Origin of the sequence: Bradyrhizobium centrolobii, assembly GCF_001641635.1 — a bacterium.
Classification (GTDB): domain Bacteria; phylum Pseudomonadota; class Alphaproteobacteria; order Rhizobiales; family Xanthobacteraceae; genus Bradyrhizobium; species Bradyrhizobium centrolobii.
In genome coordinates this window covers 142546-164546 of the sequence record NZ_LUUB01000038.1, presented here as the reverse complement: position 1 = coordinate 164546, position 22001 = coordinate 142546, and the positions used below count along the sequence as shown (strand labels likewise).

General features: G+C 62.6%; 20 protein-coding genes and 3 pseudogenes. 9 read left to right on the top strand and 14 right to left on the bottom strand.

The window, feature by feature from the left end; genetic code table 11:
* Positions 1-184: 184 nt before the first annotated feature.
* The 3 genes from AYJ54_RS09560 to AYJ54_RS09550 all read right to left on the bottom strand — a co-directional run bounded on the left by AYJ54_RS09560 (position 185) and on the right by AYJ54_RS09550 (position 3425).
* Complete coding sequence (locus tag AYJ54_RS09560; RefSeq protein WP_082905566.1) at positions 185-1972, bottom strand: chloride channel protein; 1788 nt, start codon at positions 1970-1972, stop codon at positions 185-187.
* Positions 1973-1985: 13 nt separating this feature from the next.
* Positions 1986-2639, bottom strand: a complete 654-nt coding sequence (locus tag AYJ54_RS09555) for a class II aldolase/adducin family protein (RefSeq protein WP_201724157.1) — start codon at positions 2637-2639, stop codon at positions 1986-1988.
* Positions 2640-2798: 159 nt separating this feature from the next.
* Positions 2799-3425 carry a MarC family protein gene (locus AYJ54_RS09550; RefSeq protein WP_063698723.1) on the bottom strand — a complete coding sequence of 209 codons (627 nt, stop codon included), beginning with the start codon at positions 3423-3425 and terminating at the stop codon, positions 2799-2801.
* A gap of 149 nt (positions 3426-3574) precedes the next feature.
* On the opposite strand from AYJ54_RS09550, the gene AYJ54_RS09545 reads away from it, so the two are divergent.
* The 4 genes from AYJ54_RS09545 (at position 3575) to AYJ54_RS51225 (ending at position 7290) form a co-directional block, all read left to right on the top strand.
* Positions 3575-4156 (top strand): YciE/YciF ferroxidase family protein, encoded by a 582-nt coding sequence (locus AYJ54_RS09545; protein WP_063698633.1) that lies wholly within the window; start codon positions 3575-3577, stop codon positions 4154-4156.
* A 195-nt stretch (positions 4157-4351) separates the two neighbouring features.
* Positions 4352-4735 (top strand): Hsp20/alpha crystallin family protein, encoded by a 384-nt coding sequence (locus AYJ54_RS09540; protein WP_063698631.1) that lies wholly within the window; start codon positions 4352-4354, stop codon positions 4733-4735.
* A gap of 8 nt (positions 4736-4743) precedes the next feature.
* Positions 4744-7125 carry an endopeptidase La gene (lon, locus tag AYJ54_RS09535; RefSeq protein WP_063698629.1) on the top strand — a complete coding sequence of 794 codons (2382 nt, stop codon included), beginning with the start codon at positions 4744-4746 and terminating at the stop codon, positions 7123-7125.
* Positions 7126-7131: 6 nt separating this feature from the next.
* Positions 7132-7290 carry a hypothetical protein gene (locus AYJ54_RS51225; protein WP_201724156.1) on the top strand — a complete coding sequence of 53 codons (159 nt, stop codon included), beginning with the start codon at positions 7132-7134 and terminating at the stop codon, positions 7288-7290.
* Positions 7291-7359: 69 nt separating this feature from the next.
* Here the strand turns inward: AYJ54_RS51225 and AYJ54_RS09530 are convergent, their stop codons facing one another.
* The 3 genes and pseudogenes from AYJ54_RS09530 to AYJ54_RS09520 all read right to left on the bottom strand — a co-directional run bounded on the left by AYJ54_RS09530 (position 7360) and on the right by AYJ54_RS09520 (position 11102).
* On the bottom strand, positions 7360-7662 hold the full coding sequence (locus tag AYJ54_RS09530) for an HU family DNA-binding protein (protein ID WP_027528369.1): 303 nt from the start codon (positions 7660-7662) through the stop codon (positions 7360-7362).
* A gap of 281 nt (positions 7663-7943) precedes the next feature.
* A complete protein-coding gene (locus AYJ54_RS09525) occupies positions 7944-9176 on the bottom strand; it encodes an acetyl-CoA C-acetyltransferase (RefSeq protein WP_063698628.1) in 1233 nt (410 codons plus the stop codon).
* 462 nt (positions 9177-9638) lie between these two features.
* Positions 9639-11102: pseudogene (locus AYJ54_RS09520) on the bottom strand (GH1 family beta-glucosidase).
* A 239-nt stretch (positions 11103-11341) separates the two neighbouring features.
* Between AYJ54_RS09520 and AYJ54_RS52150 the strand changes: the two are divergent.
* Positions 11342-11461, top strand: a pseudogene (locus AYJ54_RS52150) (NUDIX hydrolase); the annotation flags it as partial.
* A gap of 339 nt (positions 11462-11800) precedes the next feature.
* On the opposite strand, the gene AYJ54_RS09515 reads toward AYJ54_RS52150, so the two are convergent.
* The 3 genes from AYJ54_RS09515 to AYJ54_RS09500 all read right to left on the bottom strand — a co-directional run bounded on the left by AYJ54_RS09515 (position 11801) and on the right by AYJ54_RS09500 (position 13976).
* Positions 11801-12223: a c-type cytochrome gene (locus AYJ54_RS09515; RefSeq protein WP_245328952.1), complete on the bottom strand. Its 423-nt coding sequence runs from the start codon at positions 12221-12223 to the stop codon at positions 11801-11803.
* Positions 12224-12413: 190 nt separating this feature from the next.
* The gene (locus tag AYJ54_RS09510) at positions 12414-12752 is read right to left on the bottom strand and encodes a hypothetical protein (RefSeq protein WP_063698624.1); all 339 of its coding nucleotides are present in this window, start codon (positions 12750-12752) and stop codon (positions 12414-12416) included.
* Positions 12753-13493: 741 nt separating this feature from the next.
* On the bottom strand, positions 13494-13976 hold the full coding sequence (locus tag AYJ54_RS09500; protein ID WP_063698620.1) for a GNAT family N-acetyltransferase: 483 nt from the start codon (positions 13974-13976) through the stop codon (positions 13494-13496).
* Between the two features lie 444 nt (positions 13977-14420).
* On the opposite strand from AYJ54_RS09500, the gene AYJ54_RS53945 reads away from it, so the two are divergent.
* The 3 genes from AYJ54_RS53945 (at position 14421) to AYJ54_RS53940 (ending at position 15926) form a co-directional block, all read left to right on the top strand.
* The gene (locus tag AYJ54_RS53945) at positions 14421-15197 is read left to right on the top strand and encodes a cupredoxin domain-containing protein (protein ID WP_136623569.1); all 777 of its coding nucleotides are present in this window, start codon (positions 14421-14423) and stop codon (positions 15195-15197) included.
* 20 nt (positions 15198-15217) lie between these two features.
* Complete coding sequence (locus AYJ54_RS09490; RefSeq protein ID WP_063698722.1) at positions 15218-15520, top strand: copper-binding protein; 303 nt, start codon at positions 15218-15220, stop codon at positions 15518-15520.
* A 259-nt stretch (positions 15521-15779) separates the two neighbouring features.
* Complete coding sequence (locus AYJ54_RS53940) at positions 15780-15926, top strand: transposase (RefSeq protein WP_136623579.1); 147 nt, start codon at positions 15780-15782, stop codon at positions 15924-15926.
* A gap of 78 nt (positions 15927-16004) precedes the next feature.
* Here AYJ54_RS53940 and AYJ54_RS09485 read toward each other — a convergent pair whose 3' ends face one another.
* The 5 genes from AYJ54_RS09485 to AYJ54_RS09465 form a co-directional block, all read right to left on the bottom strand.
* A complete protein-coding gene (locus AYJ54_RS09485) occupies positions 16005-16406 on the bottom strand; it encodes a copper-binding protein (RefSeq protein WP_063698616.1) in 402 nt (133 codons plus the stop codon).
* Positions 16407-16427: 21 nt separating this feature from the next.
* A complete protein-coding gene (locus AYJ54_RS09480) occupies positions 16428-18413 on the bottom strand; it encodes a CopD family protein (protein WP_063698614.1) in 1986 nt (661 codons plus the stop codon).
* Entirely contained in the window at positions 18410-18745 is a 336-nt protein-coding gene (locus tag AYJ54_RS09475) for a copper resistance CopC family protein (RefSeq protein ID WP_161491829.1), read from the bottom strand. The genes AYJ54_RS09480 and AYJ54_RS09475 overlap by 4 nt, the downstream gene beginning before the upstream one ends.
* Positions 18746-18796: 51 nt before the next feature.
* Positions 18797-19840 (bottom strand): PD40 domain-containing protein, encoded by a 1044-nt coding sequence (locus AYJ54_RS09470; protein WP_082905565.1) that lies wholly within the window; start codon positions 19838-19840, stop codon positions 18797-18799.
* 367 nt (positions 19841-20207) lie between these two features.
* Positions 20208-20543, bottom strand: a complete 336-nt coding sequence (locus AYJ54_RS09465; protein ID WP_063698608.1) for a hypothetical protein — start codon at positions 20541-20543, stop codon at positions 20208-20210.
* 516 nt (positions 20544-21059) lie between these two features.
* On the opposite strand from AYJ54_RS09465, the pseudogene AYJ54_RS09460 reads away from it, so the two are divergent.
* A pseudogene (locus AYJ54_RS09460) lies at positions 21060-22001 on the top strand (ABC transporter substrate-binding protein); the annotation flags it as partial.

The window sequence follows — 22001 nt, the reverse complement described above, 5'->3', positions numbered from 1 at the left end:
ATTGGCGCTCCCCTCCCCAGCCCAATGTCGCCCGAAGGCGTCCGTCGCATTTGCGCTTGGCTAATCATCGCTGACGCGATTTGTCCAAAGCAAGACCCCATCAAGGAAATTCGGAGGCCGGGCAGCGACGAGCGCCGTGCGCCCCCTCCCCCAATACCTATTTCGACCTGGAGGCCGCAGAAGCTTACGACAGCGCCCCCAGCACGCCGCGCGTGGCCTTGTCGATCTCCTCGACATAGCGGCGGCGGGCAAAGTTCTCGGTCAGGAAGCCCACCACCTTGCGGCTGTCGGTGGAATCGACCACGGCCAGCATCTCGGCCTCGGCCTCGTCGAACACCGCCATCGCCGATTTCACGTTCATTTCCGGGATCAGCACGATGTCAATGTAGCGCGCGAGCTCGACGACCTGGATGTCGTCGGCGATGGTGTCGAGGTCGCTGGAGAACAGGTCGGGCAGCATGACGAGGCCGACATATTCGTCCGCGTTGTTGACGACGACGATGCCCGGGCGCGACCCCAGCGCGAATTCGCGCCGCGTCGCGGCGATCGTCGTGCTCGCCGGCACCTTGCCGACGTCGGAGCGCATCAGCCGTTCGACGGTCAGGTTGCGCAGCCAGCCAACGTCGTTGGCGCTGCGGATGGTCTCGCCGCGCAGGTGCAGGCGCCAGGTCGAGAAGGAATGGCCGAACATGAAGCGGACGCAGATTGAAGTGACGATGCAGCCCGCCAGCACCACGGCGGTAACGTCGACATTGCGAGTCATCTCGAGCACGAGGAACGACATTGTCAGCGGGCCGCCGACGATGGCGACGCCGAGCGTCGCCATGCCCGTCAGCATCGCCACCAGCGGATCGATCGCGAAGTTCGGGCTGATGAGCAGCAGCACCGCGGCAAAGAATTTTCCGATCAGGCTGCCGACGAACAGCGAGGCGAAGAACAGGCCGCCGCGAAAGCCGGAAGCGAGCGAGATCAGGCAGGCCGTCAGCTTCAAGGCGATGATCAGCGCGACCAGGCCGATCGTCATCTCGTGAAAGAGATCGAGCACCATGGCGCCGTGGCCGGCCGCGAGCACCTGCGGGGTGACGATCGCAAAAGAGCCGACGATGAGGCCACCGATCACCGGACGCAGCCAGACCGGCAACCAGGCGAACAGGCGCTCGAACATCGAGGACGAGCGCATCACGGCGATGCCGACGCCGCCGGTGACGAGGGCGAGCCCGATCAGCGCCAGATATTGCTCGATGCCGACCGAGCCGACCTTCGGGATCTCGATAGAGTACGGCGCGCCACCCAGCCACTGCGCGGTCAGCGCGCCGGCGAGCGAGGCCGCCAGGATGGGCGCGGCGCTGCCGACCGAATAGACGCCGACGATCAGTTCGCAGGCGTAGAACGCACCGGTGATCGGCGCACCGAATGCCGCCGCGATCGCCGCGGCGGCGCCGCAGCCGACGATCAGGCGCAAATCGTTGCGGCGGAGATTGAAGAACTTGCCGAACAGCGAGGCGATGCCCGAGCCGATCTGGGTATAGCCGGCCTCGAGACCGACGGAGGCGCCGCAGCCGTTGGAGATCAGCGTCTGGCTCGACACCACCACGCTGTCGCGCATCGACAAATTCCCGCCGCGCAGCGCATTGGCCTCGATCGGGTCGACCGCGTTCGATATCTTCATCCGCCGCCGCGACCATTCCATGATGCCGAGCATCAATCCGCCGAGCGCAGGCGCCATCAGCGCCGCCCAGGGGCTGACGCGCGCGTTGGCAGATAGGCGAACGTCGACGGGAATGCCATAGATCAGGACATGGGCGATCTGCGCGATCTCGGCCATCAGCGTCACGACCGCACCGGCAAGCGTGCCGATCAGGAGCGCGAGCGGGATCAGGTAGAACTCGTTGCTGCGCAGAAGCGCGCGCAGGCGAACCATGACGCGGTTCGATCCCTTGCGATCGACGATATGCCTGATCCGCACGAACACCGTCTGACCCGCCCTACCCTTCGGACATGCCGTACCCGGCCATGCGCTGGCGGACCCGTTCGATCTCGGCGCTGGTGAGCAGCGGCGGTTTCCCGATCTGCAGGCAGCCGTGATACTGCCGCGCCAGCGTCTCGACCTCGACGGCGAGCCACATCGCCTTGTCCAGCGTCCTACCGACCGCGATCATGCCGTGATGGTCGAGCAGGCAGGCGAGCCGGCCTTCCAGCGCCCGCACCGCATGCTCGGACAGTTCCGCGCTGCCGAAAGTCGCATAGGGCGCGCAGCGGATACTGTCGCCGCCGGCGGCCGCGATCATGTAATGCACCGGCGGGATATCCATGCCCATGATCGCCAAAATGGTCGAATAGGTCGGATGGGCGTGGACCACGGCATCGACGTCGTCGCGCGACTTCAGGATGTCGCGATGGAAGCGCCACTCGCTGGACGGCTTCTGGCCGCTCGCATGGGAGCCGTCCATCGCCATGAAGACGATCTGATCGGGCGTCATAGCGTCATAGGGTACACTGGTCGGCGTGATCAGGAGCCCGTCATCGTGCCGCAGGCTGATATTGCCCGAGGTGCCCTGGTTGATGCCGAGCGCATTCATGCGGCGACAGGCATCGATGATGGCTTGCCTCTTCTCGAGCTCGTCCGCTGTCATCGACATCTCGATTTCCTGGCGATGGGCGTTTGTTAGAGGGGAAGTACGTCAAAGCAATATGGCAGTGCAAGAGAAAGCGGACCGGATCGCGCGCCGTCTCGCGAACGGCCCCGCCGCACCACGAAATACCCCGTAAAATCAATAAATTAATGGATTACCGCAGCTCTATGGCAGACCCGCCCGGACGGCCGCGATGCCATTGATGACGAACTGTACCGAATAGGCGGCGAGCAGCATGCCGAGCACACGCGACAGCACCGCATTGCCGGTGCGCCCGAGCGTCCGCGCGATCAGCGCCGCGGAGGCGAAACAGAGCATGCAGAGCAGGCAAACCGAGAGCACGACCGCGATGATGAGCGCCAGCTTCGCGCCATAGCCGGCGTCGCCTGCCAGCAGCAGCGTCGTCGCGATCGCGCCGGGCCCGGCCATCATGGGGATGGCGAGTGGAAACACCGCGACGTCGGACGCATGCTCCGACGTCGCCTTGTCGGCCTCGCGCGCCTCCCGATGCGGACGGTCGCCAAAGATCATCTGGTAGGAGACTCCGAACAAGAGCAGCCCGCCCGCGATCTGGAACGCGGGGATGCCGATCCCGAGCTGGCGCAACAGCCAGTTTCCGACCAGCGCGATCACGACCAGGATCGACGCCGCGATCAGCGGGGCGCGCAGCGCGATCGTCCGCTTGACCTTGTCGGGCATGCCCCCGGTCGCGGCAAGGAAAGCCGGAGCCAGGCCGACGGGATCGACCACCAGCAGCAGCGTCACGAAGGCGGACAGGGCGAAGTCGAGCATGGGAATGCATCTCAGGCTGGCGAGGCTCAGGTCGCAATCCATAACGGCTCGCCGAGGCCTTCGCGAGGAACATTTGCTTTCGCAGACTCTTGATCGCCCGAGGATTGAGGAAGGGCATGCCTTCCCATGTCGCCTCAAGAGGAGGACTTATGGCTAGACGAACCACGAAACGCACAACCAAGAAACGTGCGACCAAGAAGGCTGCGGCCCGGCGCACGCGTCAGGCGCCGAAGATGCTGAGCGACCTGTTTCTGGAGACGCTGAAGGACATCTATTTCGCCGAGAACAAGATCATCAGGACCCTGCCCAAGATGGCTAAGGCCGCCCATTCGAAGGATCTGGCGGCCGCCTTCAACAAGCATCTGCGCGAGACGCAGGGGCAGGTCAAACGGCTGGACCAGGTGTTCCGGATGCTCGGCAAGCCCGCGCGCGGCAGGCCCTGCGAGGCAATCAACGGCATCACGGATGAGGGCGCCGAGATCATGAAGGAGTTCAAGAACGCCCCTGCCCTCGACGCCGGCCTGCTCGCCGCGGCCCAGGCGGTCGAGCATTACGAGATCTCCCGCTATGGCACGCTGCGCACCTGGGCCGAGGAGCTCGGCATGCATGACGCAGCGAGGCTGCTCCAGGAGACGCTCAACGAGGAGGAAGCGACCGACCACGCGCTGACCGAGCTCGCCACTTCCGTGATCAACCTCGAAGCCGAAGGCGAATACCGCACCGCGGCCTGATATCGTCCGCCGGCCCAATTTGCTCCCGACGGCGCCGCGAAACATCCGCGGCGCCGTAGCGTCTGACTGAAGGGGCAGCGGTCTGGTCCCGGTCGGGCAGACCGGGCATACTCTGAACGCGCAATGCTGGATTTCAGGGGAACCATCCCCATATGCTGGTCTTCCAATCGCCGCGCCTTCCTCAGAGCCTTGCCCATGCAACCGAAAAATCCCTTCGACTGGATGCTCTCCGAAGCCCTGGACCAGCTGACGCGCGCCGAACGGCTGCGCCAGCAGTTCGGCCGTCAGGAAGCCTGCTGGGAGCCGCCGATCGACGTGCTCGAGACCGAGCACGAGCTCCTGATCCTGGTCGCGCTCCCGGGCGTCAATCCCGACAATGTGGAAACGGTGATCCATGACGGCGTGCTCGTCATCTCCGGCCAGCGCACGCTGCCGCCGGAGCTTCGCAACGCCCGCATCCATCGCCTCGAACTGCCGCAGGGACGCTTCGAGCGCCGCATCGCGCTTCCCCTCGGCCGCTATGCCATCAGCCGCTTCGTGATGGACGGCTGCGTCGCACTGCGCCTCGCCAAATCCTGAGGTCGATCATGGCCACTGAACAAATGAATACAGCCCAGAACAATTCCGACGTGAAGATCCCTGACGACGCGCTGATCATCATCCCCGTGCGCGAGATGGTGCTGTTTCCCGGCGCGATCGCGCCGATCGCGGTCGGGCGTCCGAAGTCGGTCGCGGCCGCGCAGCAGGCGCTGCGCGAGCAGCGGCCGATCGGCATCCTGCTGCAACGCAATCCCGAGATCGACGAGCCCGGGCCCGACGACCTCTACCGGGTCGCCACCATCGCCAACGTCGTGCGCTACATCACCGCGCCCGACGGCACGCATCATATCGTCTGCCAGGGCGTGCAGCGCGCCCGTATCCTCGACTTCCTGCCGGGCACGCCATTCCTGGCCGCGCGGGTGCAGCAGATTCCGGAGCCGCCCACGAGCTCGCCGGAGATCGAGGCGCGCGCGCTGAACCTGCAGCGCCAGGCGATCGAGGCCATCGAGCTGCTGCCGCAGGCGCCGCAGGAGCTGGTCGCGATGTTCCAGAACGCGAGCGCGCCCGGCGCGCTGGCCGACCTTGCGACATCCTTCATGGACATCAAGCCGCAGGACAAACAGGAGATCCTGGAGACCATCGATCTCGGCTTGCGCGTGGAGAAGGTGTCGAAGCAACTCGCCGAGCGGCTGGAGGTGCTGCGCATCTCCAACGAGATCGGGCAGAAGACGCGGGCCGCCTTCGACGAGCGGCAGCGCGAGGCGATCCTGCGCGAGCAGATGGCGACCATCCAGCGCCAGCTTGGCGAAGGCGACGGCAAGGCCGCCGAGGTCGCCGAGCTGACCGCGGCGATCGCCAAGGCCGGGATGCCGCCGGAGGCAGAGGCGCACGCCAAGAAGGAGCTGCGCCGCTACGAACGCATGCCGGAGGCCGCCGGCGAATCCGGCATGGTCCGCACTTATCTTGACTGGCTGATCGAGCTGCCCTGGGCGCTGCCCGAGGAGAAGCCGATCGACATCAAGGAGGCGCGGCGCATCCTCGATGCCGATCACTTCGGCCTCGAGAAGATCAAGAGCCGGATCATCGAATATCTGGCGGTGCGCAAGCTCGCCCCGCAGGGCAAGGCGCCGATCCTGTGCTTCGTCGGCCCGCCCGGCGTCGGCAAGACCTCGCTCGGACAATCCATCGCGCGCGCGATGGATCGCCCCTTCGTGCGCGTCAGCCTCGGCGGCGTGCATGACGAGGCCGAGATTCGCGGTCACCGGCGCACCTATATCGGCGCGCTGCCCGGCAACATCATCCAGGGCATCAAGAAGGCAGGCAGCCGGAACTGCGTGATGATGCTGGACGAGATCGACAAGATGGGCCGCGGCGTGCAGGGCGATCCCTCGGCTGCAATGCTGGAGGTGCTCGACCCCGAGCAGAACGGGACGTTCCGGGACAACTATCTCGGCGTGCCCTTCGACCTGTCGCGCGTGGTCTTCATCGCGACCGCCAACATGCTGGAGTCGATCCCCGGCCCGCTCTTGGACCGCATGGAGCTGATCAGCCTCGCCGGCTACACCGAGGAGGAGAAGCTCGAGATCGCGCGCCGCTATCTGGTGCGTCGGCAGCTTCAGGCCAATGGTCTGACGGCCGAGCAGGCCGAGATCGAGCCGGAGGCGCTGAAGCTGATCGTCAAGGGCTATACCCGTGAGGCCGGCGTACGCTGGCTGGAGCGCGAGATCGGCAAGGTGTTCCGCCACGCCGCGGTGCGGGTCGCCGAGGGCACGGCCGCGAAGGTCGTGATCAGCCCGAAGGACATCACCGCCGTGCTCGGCCAGCCGCGCTTCGAGGGCGAGATCGCGCTGCGCACCAGCATTCCGGGCGTCGCCACGGGCCTTGCCTGGACGCCGGTCGGCGGCGACATCCTGTTCATCGAGGCGACGCGCGTCCCCGGCAGGGGCGGGCTGATCCTGACCGGCCAGCTCGGCGACGTCATGCGTGAGAGCGTGCAGGCTGCACTCACGCTGGTGAAGAGCCGCGCCAGCCAGCTCGGCATCGATCCGGCGCTGTTCGAAAAGAGTGACATCCACGTTCACGTGCCGGCGGGCGCAACCCCGAAGGACGGGCCGAGCGCGGGCGTGGCGATGTTCACGGCGCTGACCTCGCTCCTGACCAACCGCACGGTGCGCAGCGATACCGCGATGACCGGCGAGATCTCGCTGCGCGGCCTGGTGCTGCCGGTCGGCGGCATCAAGGAGAAGGTGGTCGCTGCCGCGGCCACAGGATTGAAGCGGGTGATGCTGCCGGCGCGCAACAAGCGGGACTACGACGACATCCCGAAGAGCGCGCGGGACAACCTCGAATTCATCTGGCTGGAGCGCGTGGACGAGGCCATCGCCGCGGCGCTCGAGCCGGCCGGGGCCAAGGTCGAGGCAGCGGAGTGAGATGAAATGAACGAACGATTGGAAAGAGGGAAAAAGTCCCGAACGGCGCAGCGCCTGCGTCAATTGGTCGATCGCGCGATCGACCGGCTTCGGGACGCGCTGCCCGGAATTCCACAACCCCGGCTTCAGCCGGTTCCGGTCCGGGTCAAGCGCCGCAAGGGTTGATCCCTCTGCTTCAGCCCTCGCGGTCGCCCAAAACAAAAGGCCCCCTCCTTCGAGGGGGCCTTTGCTTTCTTAGGCCACGGCGTCCTTGGCAGCCTTGACCGGGCGGGCGCGGACGATCTTCCGGGCCGGCTTGGCCTTGAACATCATCTCCTCACCCGTGAACGGGTTGGTGCCCTTGCGCGCCTTGGTCGCGGGCTTCTTGATGACCACGAACTTGGCGAAGCCGGGCACCAGGAAGAGGCCGTTCTTCTTGAGCTCCTTGTGGCCGACGTCGGTCAGCGTCTCCATGACGTTCTTGACGTCGCGCTTGGAAAGCTCGGTGGCGGTCGCAATCTTTTCGATCAGCTGCGATTTGGAAAGTTGGGTTGGCATCGTGTCTCCTCTGATTCGTTGCCGATTGCATATTAGACCAACCGTTGAAGGCCTATAGCCTTCTGCACAGTTTTGTCGCGAAAATACGGGCTTTTTTGCCCCCCTGTGGCAAAAAACCCTGCTTTTTAGCCACTTCCGGCACGGAAACGACCTCGGGCAGCGGTTTTTGCCTTGTTTCAAAGGCCCGCAAGCCGTCTTGCTAAAGCTGATTCCATGCTTTCGACAAGCGACGACCGGCCTCTTTGTGCGAGGCCGGCCGCGAAAGACCCTAGAAAATAAGGCTAGACACGCTCGATGATGATCGCCGGGGCCATGCCGCCGGCGGCGCACATGGTGACCAGGCCGCGCTTGAGGTCGCGTCGTTCGAGCTCGTCCAGCACGGTGCCGATCAGGATCGAGCCGGTGGCGCCGATGGGATGGCCGAGCGCGATCGATCCGCCATTGACGTTGACCTTGGCGCGGTCGAGCTTGAGGTCGCGGATGTACTTTTCTGCAACCACCGCAAAGGCCTCGTTGATCTCGAACAGGTCGATGTCGTCGATGGTGAGGCCCGCCTTCGCCAGCACCTTGCGGGTCGCCGGCACCGGCGCGTTCAGCATCAACGTCGGCGAGTCCCCCATGTTGGCCATCGCCACGACGCGGGCGCGCGGCTTCAATCCGTGCGCCTTGGCGTAACCGGGCGAGGCCAGCAGGATCGCCGCCGCGCCGTCGACGACGCCGGACGAATTGCCGGCGTGGTGCACGAAGTCGATCTTGAGGTCGGGATATTTCTGCAGGATCAGGCCGCGATAGGTCGTGCCCTTGTCGTCGAGCGCATAGTCGGCGATCGCGGGGAACGCCGGCTTCAGGCTGCTGAGCCCTTCCATCGTGGTCTGCGGCCGCGGATATTCCTCGTGGTCCAGGGCAAGGCTACCGTCCTCGCGGTGGACAGGCACGAGGCTCTTCTTGAAGTGGCCGTTCGCCATCGCATGGCCTGCGCGCTTCTGGCTCTCGAGGCCGAGCGCGTCGACGTCCTGCCGCGTGATGCCCTCGAGCGTCGCGATGGCATCGGCGCAGACACCCTGATGCGACTGCGGATGTCTCGCACGAAGGCGCAGATTGCCGGAGTCCATCATCATCGGACTTGCGCCGCGCCGCCCTTCCATCGACATCATCTCGCAGCCGCCGGCGATCACAAGGTCTTCCGCGCCCGCCATGATCGAGGCCGCCGCCATGTTGACGCTGGTGATGCCGGAGCCGCAGAAGCGGTCGAGCGTGACCGCGCTGGCGCGCACATCGAAGCCGGCATCGAGCGCCGACATCCGCCCGAGATCGCCGCTCTGGGTTGCGACCTGCGCGCTGCAGCCCCAGACGATGTCGTCGACATCGGCCGTGTTGATCCCGGTGCGATCGGCAAGCGCGCGCAGGACGGTTGCACCCAACTGCTGCGGATGAATGCCGGAGAGCGCTCCCTTGCCGGCCTTGCCGACGCCCCGCGGCGTCCTGCAGGCATCGATGATCAGCGCGTCAGCCATAGGCATCGTCCTCTTATGAATGTTGAGGGCGTTTTGAATCAGGGGGAGAGCGGAGTCAATGCGCGGGGTTGCGCCCCCTCTCCGCAAAAAATCGAAAAACAACCCCGTGCAAAGTAGAACCGCGGTAGCCGGATGACGCATGGCCCATTCCGCGAGAGCATTGACACGTCGGGCAAAACAGCTGCAACAGTTCATGATCGCGGACTCCTGAGAGTCCCCTCACGCGGATTTTCCGCTGCGCGTAAAATCCAGCCTCTCCCGCAGGCGGCAGTCAATTGCGTATGAGGTGAGTTCCTGAGGCGCTAACGTCGCCACAGTGTCATGGCCCGGCTTGCCCCGGCATCCACGCCTTGCCACGCGGCACGAAGAACGTCGATGCCCGGGACAAGCCCGGCCATGACGAACCTCTTGCTGAATGCTGATATGCAATTGCCCACCCGCGGGCGGGGAGAGGCGAAGGGATCACACCCCCGCCGCGTTCTTCGTGATCACGTTGCTGTAGAAGCTCGCGCTGAGCTTCGGCGTGCGCACCTGGGTGTCGAAATTGACGTGATAGAGGCCGAAGCGCTTGTTGAGGCCGAACACCCATTCGAAGTTGTCCATCAGGCTCTAGAGGAAATAGCCGCGCACCGGCACGCCCTCCTCCGTCGCACGCTGGAGCTGCGCGAGATAGTTGCGCAAATACATGATGCGGTCGGTGTCGTAGATCTTGCCGTCGGGCGTGACCAGGTCGTCGCCCGAGGCGCCGTTCTCGCTGATGTAGATCGCATCCGTCTTCCAGATCTTCGCCGCGAGCTTCGGCACCCAGTAGATCGTCTCGGGGCCGACGCGGAGCCAGTCCGAATTCATGTGCGGAAAGGATTTCGGGATCGGCAGCGGCGCGAAGCCCGCGCCCTGGTCGGATGCGACGATGTAGTGCTGCGGCGCGTAGATGTTGAGGCCGAGGAAATCGACCGGCGAGGAGATGATCTTCAACTCCGCGTCGGTGTATTTCGGCGCGCTGCTGCCTGCGAACTTCAGGAAGGCATCGGTATAGCGGCCCTCCATGATGACGTTGAGATAGCTTGCGTTCATCTCGCGCAGCGCGATCTCCGCGGCGCGGACATTTTCCGGCGTGTCGATCGCGGGAATGCAGGCATCGATGTTCTCGGCCGGGCCAACGCGCGTGCCGCGCCGGCCGTGGGCGCGCACAGCCTGCACGGCGAGCCCGTGTGCGAGCGCGCTGTTGTGCCGGACCCGGTTGATCTCGGCCTGCGACAGCATCAAGCCAGGTGCGTCGATGCCGTTGCCGTAGCCGAAATAGACGAAGCGGCCGCTCTCGTTCAACGTGAACACGTTCCTGACGCGATCGGTCAGACGCTCAGCGACATAGGCCGCGTAGTCGCCGAACGCCTTGCAGGTCTCTGTCGAGCGCCAGCCGCCAAAACGGTCCTGGAGTGATTGCGGAAGGTCCCAGTGATAGAGTGTCAACCACGGCTCGATGCCATTGCGCAGCAGCTCGTCGATCAGCCGATTGTAGAAGTCGAGCCCCTTCGGGTTCGGCTTGCCGTCGCCCGCCGGAAACACCCGCGGCCAGGCGATCGAGAAGCGATAGGCCTTGCAGCCGAGTTCCTTGATCAGCGCGATGTCGTCCTTGTAGCGGTGATAATGCTCAACGGCACGGTCGCCATTGGTGCCGTCCTCGATCTTGCCGGCAACGCGGGTAAAAGTGTCCCAGATCGAGGCCCCTCGCCCGTCCTCATTCACCGCGCCTTCGACCTGATACGATGAGGTGGCGGTGCCCCAGAGGAAGCCCGGCGGAAAACCTCCTGCTGTCCGCGGCGCTGGCGCCGGTTTCGCCTCGACGGGTTGTCCCGGGGCCGCCATCCCCGCAGCGGATAGCCCCGCGATTTTCGCGAACCGGCGACGCGAGACCATGTCCGGCATTGATGTTGCTCCACTTCCATCGTTTCGTGCCGGCACAATGGCGGGTCCCGGCCGATTTGAGAAGCGGAGTTCGCGTGCGATCGTGGTGCGCTGCTGGTGCAACGATCGCGGCAGCGGCAAACCTGGTCACGCTCCGGCCCGCATGCTGCGGGATAGTGCTGGGTCGCAAACGGACGCTCATCGTTGTGGGTCGGGTCGACCGGTCTAGACTGGTGCTAATTTGTGAAATCGCTGGGCTATTGGCAAAGTCCTCCAAACTGATTGCAGCAAAGAAGGGACCCGTGCTCCTCCTGGTCAGACGACGGCGCGATAGGCTCTGGATGTTTCCGGGCGGCCGCAGGCGTGCAGGTGAGCGTGACATTCGCCGCGTTGGCTGTCGGCTCGTCCCATATCGCGAGGTCGCCAGCCAAAGCCGGATCATAAGGTATCAAATTGAACGAGGTTGCGTAAGGTAGTTTCACAACCCGCCAACCCAGTCTGAGTCCGCACCGGGTCAAAATGCGAAGAACTCAGGGTGAGCAAATCTAGTCCGCTATACCCCCGTGTCCGGACCTTGCCGAGGCGCGTGGCCACTTCGCTGATGGGCCAATACCGGAAGCACCCGTCAACAAGAACTACTCTTTTGGGTCCGGCTTGGATTTTCAGCGCTCGCAAAACACTGTTGGCCGGGTACGCAGGTAACTGATGCTCGTCGGTTGCTACTTTTGCTGAATACGATTCAGGTAATCGATAACAGCGAGGATGCGTGTTCGCACGACAACTTCCGGGCTTTGCTCCGGCCCGGACATTTTCCAATAATACGGATCAACATAGTGAGGCAAGTTGACAATGGGGTTGAATCGTTCCCCCCAGATTGGCATTTCACGAGTGCCGTGAGCGGGAATTGTCTTGGATCCATAGATGGTTTCATACACAGCGTTCGTGGGAAAGACACCGTTGTTGTTCTTGGCCAACATCGTCAAATCGGAAGGAGGCACCTTGAGCTGGTCACTGACAGGTCCTTTGCCCTTTCCATCCGTACCATGACAGCTCGCGCACGAAGACTGAAATTCTGACTTACCGATGTCGAAGTCTTCGGCCTGAGCCGCGCCAGCAAACCCAGCAGTAAGGCCGGCAATCATCAACCACTTCAGGCAACTGGTAATCATAGCCACGCCGCAGTTTTTGGATAAATCTTACTAGCAGTCTTGGGTTTGGTTCAGTTTGACGCAGGTCAATACGTCGCGAGGCCGAAGCTGGCTACTGGCCCGATATTTCAGCCGGGGCACTACGACAGCAGCCCGCAACTAGAACAGACGCGCGTTGGGCGTCCTAGAGCCCACGCGAGTTGATCTTCTCGCGCAAGCGATGGCAAAACTCCTCCAGCCGGATCTGGAGGTTTTCAATGTTTACGAGGAGCCTGTCTGCTTGTTCGCGTTCTGATGTGCCGAAAGCAAAACCCTCGCGCAAGTTTCTGACGTGGTCCACCCGTGCGCGTCCGTTCGCAGCTCTGTTTTCGGCAAAATCAAGGTGCTCCAAATCGTGGCTGAGTTTGTCCTCCTCGGCGATCAGCATCTTGGTGATCGTGCTTCGGTTGTAAGGCGTGAGATCACTGCCGTTCAATCGCGCGATGTAGTGATCAACATTGGCCCGAGCGACATACCGGTGCATGACGCTACTCCCCTCTACGCTAACGTATATCCCATGATACCACCGAGCCCGAAGGACGAAATATGATTCGGTCGCAAAATATGGGGCGAGGGTCGAATAGATGTCCGAGATGGGTCAAAAGCGGCGGTGGAGGTGAGCGAGGACCGATGTCCGGTCTGCTGCGGACAGCAGACATGGCAACGGCTCAAGCGTTGTTCGGCTCGGGGGCCATGTGCGGACTCATGCGGCGCAGTATTGTATTGATCATTTCGCGGTAGGGGACGCGAGTTGTCTCCGCCCGGCGCGGGTGCCGGCAAGGAACGAGCTTAGGGCAGCAGCGTTTCCTATGATGACGATCCGTATGCCTTCTCTTGCGGTCATCGCGCTACTCCGGTTCTGCATTGAGGCCAACGCGCAGGCGCTGTGTCCGGAAGTGATGCGGCTGCGCAGCGAAGCCCAAGAGGCTCAAAAACAGTCGAGGACTGTCCCCGCGTTGGAGCGCTGCTACATGTACAATCGTGTGTCAGCGGCATGGGGCGCCGTAGTGCAGTACGCAAATAACAATCGCGAGTCGTGTAACATTTCTATCCCTTCGTTGGACGACTTCGAGCGGTATCACCGCGAGGCGCTAGAGGCTCGCCACAATGTATGTGCGGGCCGCCCTATTCGCCCATATCCACCAGACATTATCCTACGTTGAGACCATCGAACCGTCGGGCCATTTCTCACACGCGTTAGGGCCATTACCGGACGAGGGAGCCATCATGCGTCGCGAGAAACGATGTAGAGCAGATGAGGCAGTATGAGTTCTGGAGAATAATAAAATGGCCCTTCCCCGATCCTGATGGCTCCCATTCGCTTGTAGAACCCTTCTGCCGACGGATCGGCGTAGATCACCAGGGCACCGGCTTTCAGCTCCTTGGCACGCTTGACAGCCGCCTCGAAAAGCACCCGGCCAACGCCGCGTTTCCAAAACGGTGGATCGACGAAGATGCCGTCGAGCTGCGCAATACCCGGAACTGCGGTTGGCTTCACCGTCACAACGCCAACCGCCTCTCCAGCCGCGTCTTCGGCCACTCGAACATAGCCGCCGGTGATCAACGGCATCGTGATGGTGAGTGCCGGCATCACCCGGTCGATGAAAGCCTCGTCGTACCCTGCTTGTGCGGTAGCGCGGACGCAGAGGCGCGTGAGTCTGCGCTGGTCTTCCGGCTTGGCGCCGCGAATTGAATAGAGTTCCGCCATTTGACAGATCGATCGAAGGGTATGCTATCCCTAGAAGCTAACAAAGCACGGGGTCTATCGCCGGACATCGGTCCGATGTGACATGTATTGCCGGCGTTTGGCTGTTCAACGTCTGCCGTGAGCCGAATGGCTCAGGCTCGCCGAGGAGGCCGAGGCAAGCAATCGAGCTAGCCTGCGCACGTAAACAAGCCCGCCGCCTTGGCACCGCCGGAACGTCGCATTTGCGTCAACAGCGGTGGTCCGAGCGCTACGCTAGTCAGGTCCGGTTCTGCTCCGAGAGCGGCCTTTGCGGCGGCTCATGGACAGGGGGCCAACAGGCGACATTCGAAATGAAAGAAACCGCCAACTGAGGCGGCCTTATCGTCTGTTAAGGGGTGGCAACCTTCTTTAGGTGTAGCGTGCTGGTTCAAGTTCATCAGAAATTTGGTGAGGGAGGCTGACCCGATGCCATTAAACGCGCGCCGACGCCTTGCAAACGAAGCCAAGGCAATCGTTGCCCAAACAAAGCGGACGGTTGAAGAACTGAGGAGATGCCTAGCGCAATCCCGCGCTCTCGCGGCGCTCTACATATTTTGCGCCCTGACGTCGTCCAGCGCGCTGGCCTACACAGAGAACAACGGCGTAGCGCATTGCCTGAGCGAGGCAGGTAGCCCTGCTCGTACGCATGCGGCCCAGGCTGCATCGAGCCATTTTCGCTCGGACGGAACTTGGCACGAGCATCGCAGCAACGTGCCCCTTCCCACGCCGGAGCTTGGCGCTCCGCGGCATTTTGCGTCACTGCAACGGCCGCCGACAATTGGCGCCGGCGCGCGCTTGCACGCGCATGAAGGAGAAGAACATTTCTCGGCGGGCGAGCCGGGCGATCCCAACAAGCCGTTCCGCGTTGTGGAAATCACGATGCGGGAAAATTACAGCAGGATGTCCTACCAGCCGAACGCACTTGAGGTAAAGCGCGGAGAGCAAATCAAGTTCGTCATCACCAACGCGGGTCTGCTTGCACATGAATTCATATTAGCCGACACCGCGGACAATCTGAAGCATGCGGCGTTGATGAAGAAATACCCGGACATGGAGCATGATGATCCGAACGGCAAGACCGTCCAGCCCGGTGTGAAAGCCGAAATGCTCTGGCGCTTTACGAAAACTGGGACATTCGAGTTCTCCTGCCTCATTCCCGGCCACCGCGAGGCCGGAATGGTCGGCACCGTCACCGTGAAGTGATCCTGAGCGAAAGAGAAGTCATGAACGACAGCCTCCTCGTCCGGGCCGCGCTCATCCTAATGTTCGGCCTCCCGCAGCTGGCGAATGCGCAAACTGATGATTTTGTGAAGGGCCTCGTGATCAAGATCGACGAGTCTGCCGGGAAGATCATCATCAAGCACGGGCCGCTCAAAAAGTTCGACATGGACGAGGGGATGACGATGGTCTTTCGTGCTGCCGATCCCACCATGCTCAAAGCCGTCAAGGCGGGCGACAAGGTGCGCTTCGTGCCCGACCGCATCAACAGTCAGTTCACGATCACGAAGATCGAAAAAACCAAGTGAAAACCATAACCGGTCAAGGAACGGTCACAACCCGCATGTCGCCCATTAGGCACGCTTGCGCGCAAAGAAGTTATAAAGCGGAGCGAAAAAGGAGCGCGGCATACCAGCCATAAACGAAACTCTCGAAATCGCAAGTTTACGCTTACCGCAAATTGTCGCGCTGCCGAAGAGCGAGAAATCTCACTTTCAACAGCCGCAACGATCCCCGAAATGGGCGACTCGATGAGGCGACAAGCAAAACCACGCAAGGCCGCAGTGCCTGGCACCATCGCTACGGCCTAGTGACATCGTGGTTATCGACAATCTGCCAGCCCACATGCCGAACGAGGTGCGCCAAATCATCGAGGCGGCCTGCGCTAAACTGCGCTATCAGCCGCCCTACAGCCCCGATGACAGAGGGCGATAGCCGCGCCGCAATCTACTGATCGCTCTGAGTTCATCAGCGTCGCCGGGCATGACGATATCAAACGTGTCACGCCGGCGTTCACCATGCCTCCACCCTCACCAGCATGTTGTTGTCATACCCGGTGCCTTGCAGCCAGAACCGGATAGGGTCGCCCGCGTGGGCTCGGCCGCGATTAGCGGAATCGGCCAAACGAAAGCCGGTGGTTCTGGCAGGAAGCAGGCCGGGGATCTCCTCATGCGTAACGATGAGCACCCTCGGGTATACGGCCCGCACTATCCCTCGCCCCTCCCATAGCTGTTCGCCGGAAGGGGCCCCTGCAAAGCAGGCTTCGCGCTCGCGTGTGAGCCGCTCCACCTGCGCTTGCGCTGTCTTGACCTCGCTGTCGAGCGTGGCCAAACGGTGACCCCAAGCGCTGTAGCCAAAGCCGAGACCGACCGCCAGGGCCAAGTTCACGAGAATGGCGACCTGCCACATCCGCATCACCAAGATCCTCCGATCTCATCAGTGCACATGGTCATCGGGGAGCGCCGGCGGGGACTTCTCCTCATTGAGCCTCTCCACCTGGGCTTGAACTGCGTCGGCATCCGGCAAGCCCGTTTGGTTGCTCTGCCAAATTGCGCGGATATATCCCTGCCGGTCGATCAGGAATTCCGCATGCGCGGCGCCGGGCGCAAACAAGCGGTACGCGGCGGCGATCTCCTCATTTCCGTCGGTCACAACCGGGAACAGCACCGGCGGCTTCTCGCTGAGCCCGGCGATCGCTTCGGGCGAACTCTGAGGCGGCACCGCAACGACCTCCGCGCCCAGAACCGAAAGAGTTCCATATTGTCTCGCGAGTTCGGTCATCCGCGCGCGCGAGCCAGGCAGTTCGTAAAGCACCAGTAGAACCATCCGCCTGCCTCTCAACTCGCGAAGGGTTATTGGCGTTAGAGGCCCGACGGAGATTGTCACGTCGGGCGCCACCAACCAAACGTTGTTCGGTTGCACCACGGCTCCGATCTGCGAAGTCCCGGATGAGTAGAAGCCGCCCATGGCGAGCGCGCGGAGAAAATTGATCACCTGCCAGCGCTGCGCTTCTCGAAGTCGACTCTCAAATTCCGGCATCCCGCGGCTGGGTCGTCCATGCGTTATCAGCCAGAATAGGTCTCCCGCGGATCGCCGCGCCGTTTCGGAAACGAGCAGATCGACGGCGCTTCCCCACCCCGTTGGCGTCGCGCGGTCAGGCGTCGGCGTTCCGTGGCAGGACGCGCAATGCGCCTGGAAGACTGCCATTCCCTCCGCAATCGAGCCCGCCGTATACGACAACGGCGAGCGCACGAACGAGGTCGGGTAAGCTTGGACCATCAATGGCTGAAGGCCGATTGCGGCGCCGCTTGCAGCCAGGGCGAAAAGCGTCCCGAACAGAGGGATGGGTTGCCGGCGCACGAGAAACGCGACAGCTAGAATCGTCAGGCCGGAAATCGCTAGCACAGACGCGATCGGCAATTGCGCCAGACGCTGCAAGACCGGAACTTGAGGCAAGGCGCCGAGCGAGATTCGAACCGGCCAGGGCCATACAGGATCGTCGTGAAGCGCGGGCGTGGTCACCGTCATAGCCGTAGCGAGGCCGAGCACGACCAGCACCAGACCCGCCTCGATCGCGATGAACAATGCCATGCGGCGCGCCGCCGCGGACGACTTTGCCGCAGTTGGGCTCGACAACGCAGGCAGCATCGCACGGCTTGCGGCGGCTAGGAGAAGCGCAAGAACGAGAACAGCAACCTTGGCGAGAAGCAGGCAGCCATGTGTCGTCCCAACCAAGCCGGCGACGCCTCCAACCAGGAGCCACGCGCTCGCGATACCCGAACCGCCAAGAATGAGCACCGTGATGAACGCGACGCGGGAAAAGCGCTGCATGGTCCGCACCGCGTAGGGATCAGGAGCGGCTACGTTCTGGCTGGCGCCACACAGAAGGAGCGCGAGCGGCGGCAGACCGCCCACCCAGACGCCCGCGCCCAGCAGGTGCGCCATGTCGATGGCCTGAGGCCATGGGCTTTCCGAGCTTGCGGCCACATGGCCCGAACTCCCGAGAAGAACCAGAGCGAGTGCGGCCAGCAAAAAGGCTTCACCCCGCGCGGCGATCCAGTCTTGTCGGGTAGAAACGTCGCCGTCCAGGAAGAGAAAGGCCGCCAACACAATCAGCAGGCCGTGACGCAACGCCCATAGCAATCCCGCCCGTGTCTCCAGCATGGCATGCCAGATAGCCCGCGGCTCGAGCGCAGCCTCGGGGCGGCCCTCAAACAGCCCGGCCTCGGCAGCCAACACGACGGCGCCCGAAGCCAGCGCCACGATTACATACCATCGCACCCAGCACAGAACGCGCTGCTCCCAATGGCGCATGAAGTCGGTCGCAGGCCGTCCGGCAAGCAGCAGCAGGAAGAAGGCGCCCGTGAGGAGAACGCATTGAGCCAGATGCACCCACTGGGCGCCGAACAACGTCGTAGTCATTCGACCCGGAACGTGAAACGCCCTTCGGTCACGTGACCATCGACGGAGAGCACCCGCCAGATCACCGTGTAGGCGCCGTGTTCAAGCGGCAGCAATGTCGCCCGTAGGAGGAAGGGATTTGAAGCGTCAACGCGGGAGTCCTCTCGATCGACCTGAGCGCCATGTTCATCCTTGACCCGAACGGCACTGTAGGCCGGCTCCAGGCGCTCGGTAAAGTAGAGCTTGACCTCGCTCGGAGGCCGTTTGAGTTTGCTTTCAACCGGCGGCTCCGCCCGCTGAAGCCCACTATGTGCAACCGCGAGACCGACGCCGAGCACCCACGCGACAAGCACGAGGAATAATCCTCGCGCGCATGTCGGGATTCTCATCGCCGTCCACGCCGCTCAGCCGACACCTGCTCTCGCCTTGTAGTACGCGATGAGCTCGCTCGTGGGCAGCCAGAACAGATCATAGAGTCCGCCTGCACCGTCCTTGCCGCCGGAGATCAGGTCCGGTCCGTGATCGTAGCCAGCCGACCAGATCATCTTTTCGCCATTGGCCTGGAAATTCGGGCACGCGCCGTCGATGTTCCAGTCGTTGAATGGCGCCTCGACAATCGGCCCCTTCCACTCCTTGCTCTTCGGATCGTAGTGCACGAAAAGCAAAGTGTGGAACTTCCCGAAATCGTGGACGGAGACGACGCCTAGGGTGAAGTCGTCCCTCGTTACGAGGCTGAAGCGGCACTTGAGCGCAATCGAATCGAGTAACCGGTCCGCATAGCGCTGTGCTGGCTGCCAAACGCCGTCCACCTGTCGGGTGGTGTAGAGGTCGGTCGTGTTCGGCGCTCCCGGTTCGCGGGGCCGTATGGATACGAAACACATGGCGCTCGGCTGACCCGGAAGATCGAACGGCATGAAGCAATGGGTTCTGTACTCGCTGTTGTTGATATTGCCTCCGGGGACGGGCTGAGCTTGGCCCCATTCACCGTTAGGTTGCTTGTGGCTGACCCAGATTCCCGTCGGCCCTACGCCAGGCGCTTTGCGGAAGCTCATAAAATACAGGGTGTTGCCGTCGGGTGTGATCCACGGCTCCTGGTCGGCGCTATCGCTGTTGACAGTGTCGGGCAGGCGCTCAGCCGGCGACCAATCCTCAGCGGTTCCCGGCCACTCGCCGCTCTGTCGGATTCGGTGGCTGACGAAGATATCGGTCGGCCCCTTCACCCGTGTGTCGCCGTTGTGTGCAAAGCGGGCGAAGTGGATTGTGTTGCCGTCCGCCGAGATCGTCGGCTCGTAGGAGCCAAAATTGTCGTTCGGCGGGAACGGCAACTTGCGCGGCACGAGGCTAGGGGCGCCAGCGTGGGCCCTGTTGATCAGGATCGCAGGCGAACTGACAACTGCTCCCGCGGCGGCTACTGCGCCGAAGAAGCGTCTTCTTGACAGGCTGTTCATGAGATGCCCCCGTATATCGGGATTGCCAATTTGTTACCACTTTGTTCACCGACCCACAAGTGGTGTCTGGTCTACTTATTGCCATTTCAGAGCCGTGGGAGATTTCGAGCGCGTGCGTTGCCTGATGGGACAGGAGTGCATCGCTGCAGGCTGGGCAACTGCTTGTGGGCTTTGAGCCTGCGAAAGCCCGTGGCTGCCTGCTGCATGGCAACCGCGATCGGCGACACGACACGAAGAGCCAAGAAGTGATCCGCGTATTCGGTCACGGCGTAGACCCGTTAGCTACGAAAGCGAGGGGCTCTGCGTGCCATCCTCTAGCGCAACCGCCATCTCTACGCGCTAGCGCAGTCAGATGAGCGAGATCTTCTCATAGCCATTTGGAGGCAACAGTCTCCTTGAACAGCTCAATCTTGCCGCGCGTGTTGTCGGTCACGGCAAAGACCTCGTAAAAATCGATCTGCGGCTTCATGCCGTAGCGCTGGATGATACCCTCGAGCCACGGCCCGGTGTAGAACGCCTTGGCGTCCTCGATGCGCTCCCACTGGTACACGCCGCCCGCCCAGCCGTTTTCGCTCCAGATGAAGTGCTTGCTGATCAGCCCCGTCACCTCGCGGAAGTCGGGTGCGATCTTGTGAAAGTGCTCGCGACACGCGGCGTAGTCGATCTGCGGCGGCAGTTTGTATCGTACGACGGCGGTAATCATGCGACCTCCTCCTCGTGAGGATGGCCCCCGCCCCCGTGCAACATTGAGGGCATTCCCGCGATCACGCAAGCGAAGCGGGAAGCGACATGGGTCAAAAGCGCAAAGCAGTAGCTTGCGTTCTACTGCGATAAGCCGGCTAATCCAGAGCCACGCTGGACTTGGCGTTAGGGCCACTAGCTGAAGTTCAGCCTTGTCCTGCATGACCCGTGGTTTTCGTGCGGTTCGCAGCATGGCGTCGCTCATTTCGCGCAACGCACGCCCCATGCGGCGATCTACCCGCGCCGATTGGGATAATGTGACAGACGCCGCCGAGAGTAGGTCGGCAAGACGATTGACAAGAGCCTTTAATCGGCGCGTACCTATCCCCTTCCAAATTTTTTTCGCTAAATGTGAACGGTTTCACACTTGTGAGGCAGATCGGCTCGGAGGATGCCGAAAGAGAGGCCAGCCAAGGCCCCGCGAAGCGCCACCCGGTTCCGATGGGTTTATTCCATCCACACATTTGGGAGCGACATCATGGAAAAGCGCGAAATTGGCAACACCTCAACGAAAGGTCTACCCGAAGCGAAGCGGGGCTCCTTCTCCCGCCGCTCGGTGCTCACCTTGGTTGGCACCCTCGGCGCCGCGGCGCCGTTTGGATTCTTCGGAGCGGCTCGCGCGCTGACGGCATCCGGGACTGGATCGCTGTCTTATATTCCTAGCGCGCCTTTTATCTGCCGCACCGCGGCGAACACCGAAGAGCTGCAGGGCCCACCCCGCCAGCTCAAACTTGCCTGGAACGCCAATGCAGCCTGCACGGTCGCCGCGGCAGTCGCAAAGGAACGGGGTATCTTCGCCAAGCACAACCTCGATGTCGATTTCGTCAATTTCGGCGGGACGACCGACCAGTTGTTGGAGGCGATTGCGACTGGCAAGGCGGATGCCGGTTTGGGATTGGCCCTGCGCTGGCTCAAACCGCTGGAGCAAGGTTTCGACGTTCGGATCACCGCCGGTGTGCACGGCGGCTGCATCCGGCTCCTCGGCTCCAAGGCTGCGAATATTGACAGCCTGGAGTCCCTGCGCGGCAAGGCTATCGCGATTAGCGATCAGGCGAGCCCAGCGAAGAACTTCTTTTCGATCTTCCTCGCCAAAAAGGGCATCGATCCGACCCGAGAGGTAGAGTGGCGCCAATACCCGGCCAATCTGCTCGCGCTTGCCGTCGATAAGGGCGAAGTGCAGGCGCTAGCCGAGATCGATCCGCTGCCCTATCTTTGGCTCAAGGAAGGCAAGCTTAACGAGATCGCGACGAACCTAACGGGTGAATTCGCCGAACGCACCTGCTGCGTTCTCGCGATACGTGGCAGCCTGATCCGAAGCGAATTACCGGTGGCGGCCGCTCTGACTCAATCGATATTGGAAGCGGCAGACCGAGTTGCGAGCGATCCTGCCGATGCCGCAGCGATCTATTCGGGCTACGGC

Bases quoted from the DNA above. Each gene is read 5' to 3' on its own strand.
- AYJ54_RS09555 (WP_201724157.1), bottom strand. From the start codon at position 2,639: ATGTCGATGACAGCGGACGAGCTCGAGAAGAGGCAAGCCATCATCGAT.
- AYJ54_RS09550 (WP_063698723.1), bottom strand. From the start codon at position 3,425: ATGCTCGACTTCGCCCTGTCCGCCTTCGTGACGCTGCTGCTGGTGGTC.
- AYJ54_RS09545 (WP_063698633.1), top strand. From the start codon at position 3,575: ATGGCTAGACGAACCACGAAACGCACAACCAAGAAACGTGCGACCAAG.
- AYJ54_RS09540 (WP_063698631.1), top strand. From the start codon at position 4,352: ATGCAACCGAAAAATCCCTTCGACTGGATGCTCTCCGAAGCCCTGGAC.
- lon (WP_063698629.1), top strand. From the start codon at position 4,744: ATGGCCACTGAACAAATGAATACAGCCCAGAACAATTCCGACGTGAAG.
- AYJ54_RS51225 (WP_201724156.1), top strand. From the start codon at position 7,132: ATGAACGAACGATTGGAAAGAGGGAAAAAGTCCCGAACGGCGCAGCGC.
- AYJ54_RS09530 (WP_027528369.1), bottom strand. From the start codon at position 7,662: ATGCCAACCCAACTTTCCAAATCGCAGCTGATCGAAAAGATTGCGACC.
- AYJ54_RS09525 (WP_063698628.1), bottom strand. From the start codon at position 9,176: ATGGCTGACGCGCTGATCATCGATGCCTGCAGGACGCCGCGGGGCGTC.
- AYJ54_RS09515 (WP_245328952.1), bottom strand. From the start codon at position 12,223: ATGATTGCCGGCCTTACTGCTGGGTTTGCTGGCGCGGCTCAGGCCGAA.
- AYJ54_RS09510 (WP_063698624.1), bottom strand. From the start codon at position 12,752: ATGCACCGGTATGTCGCTCGGGCCAATGTTGATCACTACATCGCGCGA.
- AYJ54_RS09500 (WP_063698620.1), bottom strand. From the start codon at position 13,976: ATGGCGGAACTCTATTCAATTCGCGGCGCCAAGCCGGAAGACCAGCGC.
- AYJ54_RS53945 (WP_136623569.1), top strand. From the start codon at position 14,421: ATGCCATTAAACGCGCGCCGACGCCTTGCAAACGAAGCCAAGGCAATC.
- AYJ54_RS09490 (WP_063698722.1), top strand. From the start codon at position 15,218: ATGAACGACAGCCTCCTCGTCCGGGCCGCGCTCATCCTAATGTTCGGC.
- AYJ54_RS09485 (WP_063698616.1), bottom strand. From the start codon at position 16,406: ATGCGGATGTGGCAGGTCGCCATTCTCGTGAACTTGGCCCTGGCGGTC.
- AYJ54_RS09480 (WP_063698614.1), bottom strand. From the start codon at position 18,413: ATGACTACGACGTTGTTCGGCGCCCAGTGGGTGCATCTGGCTCAATGC.
- AYJ54_RS09470 (WP_082905565.1), bottom strand. From the start codon at position 19,840: ATGAACAGCCTGTCAAGAAGACGCTTCTTCGGCGCAGTAGCCGCCGCG.
- AYJ54_RS09465 (WP_063698608.1), bottom strand. From the start codon at position 20,543: ATGATTACCGCCGTCGTACGATACAAACTGCCGCCGCAGATCGACTAC.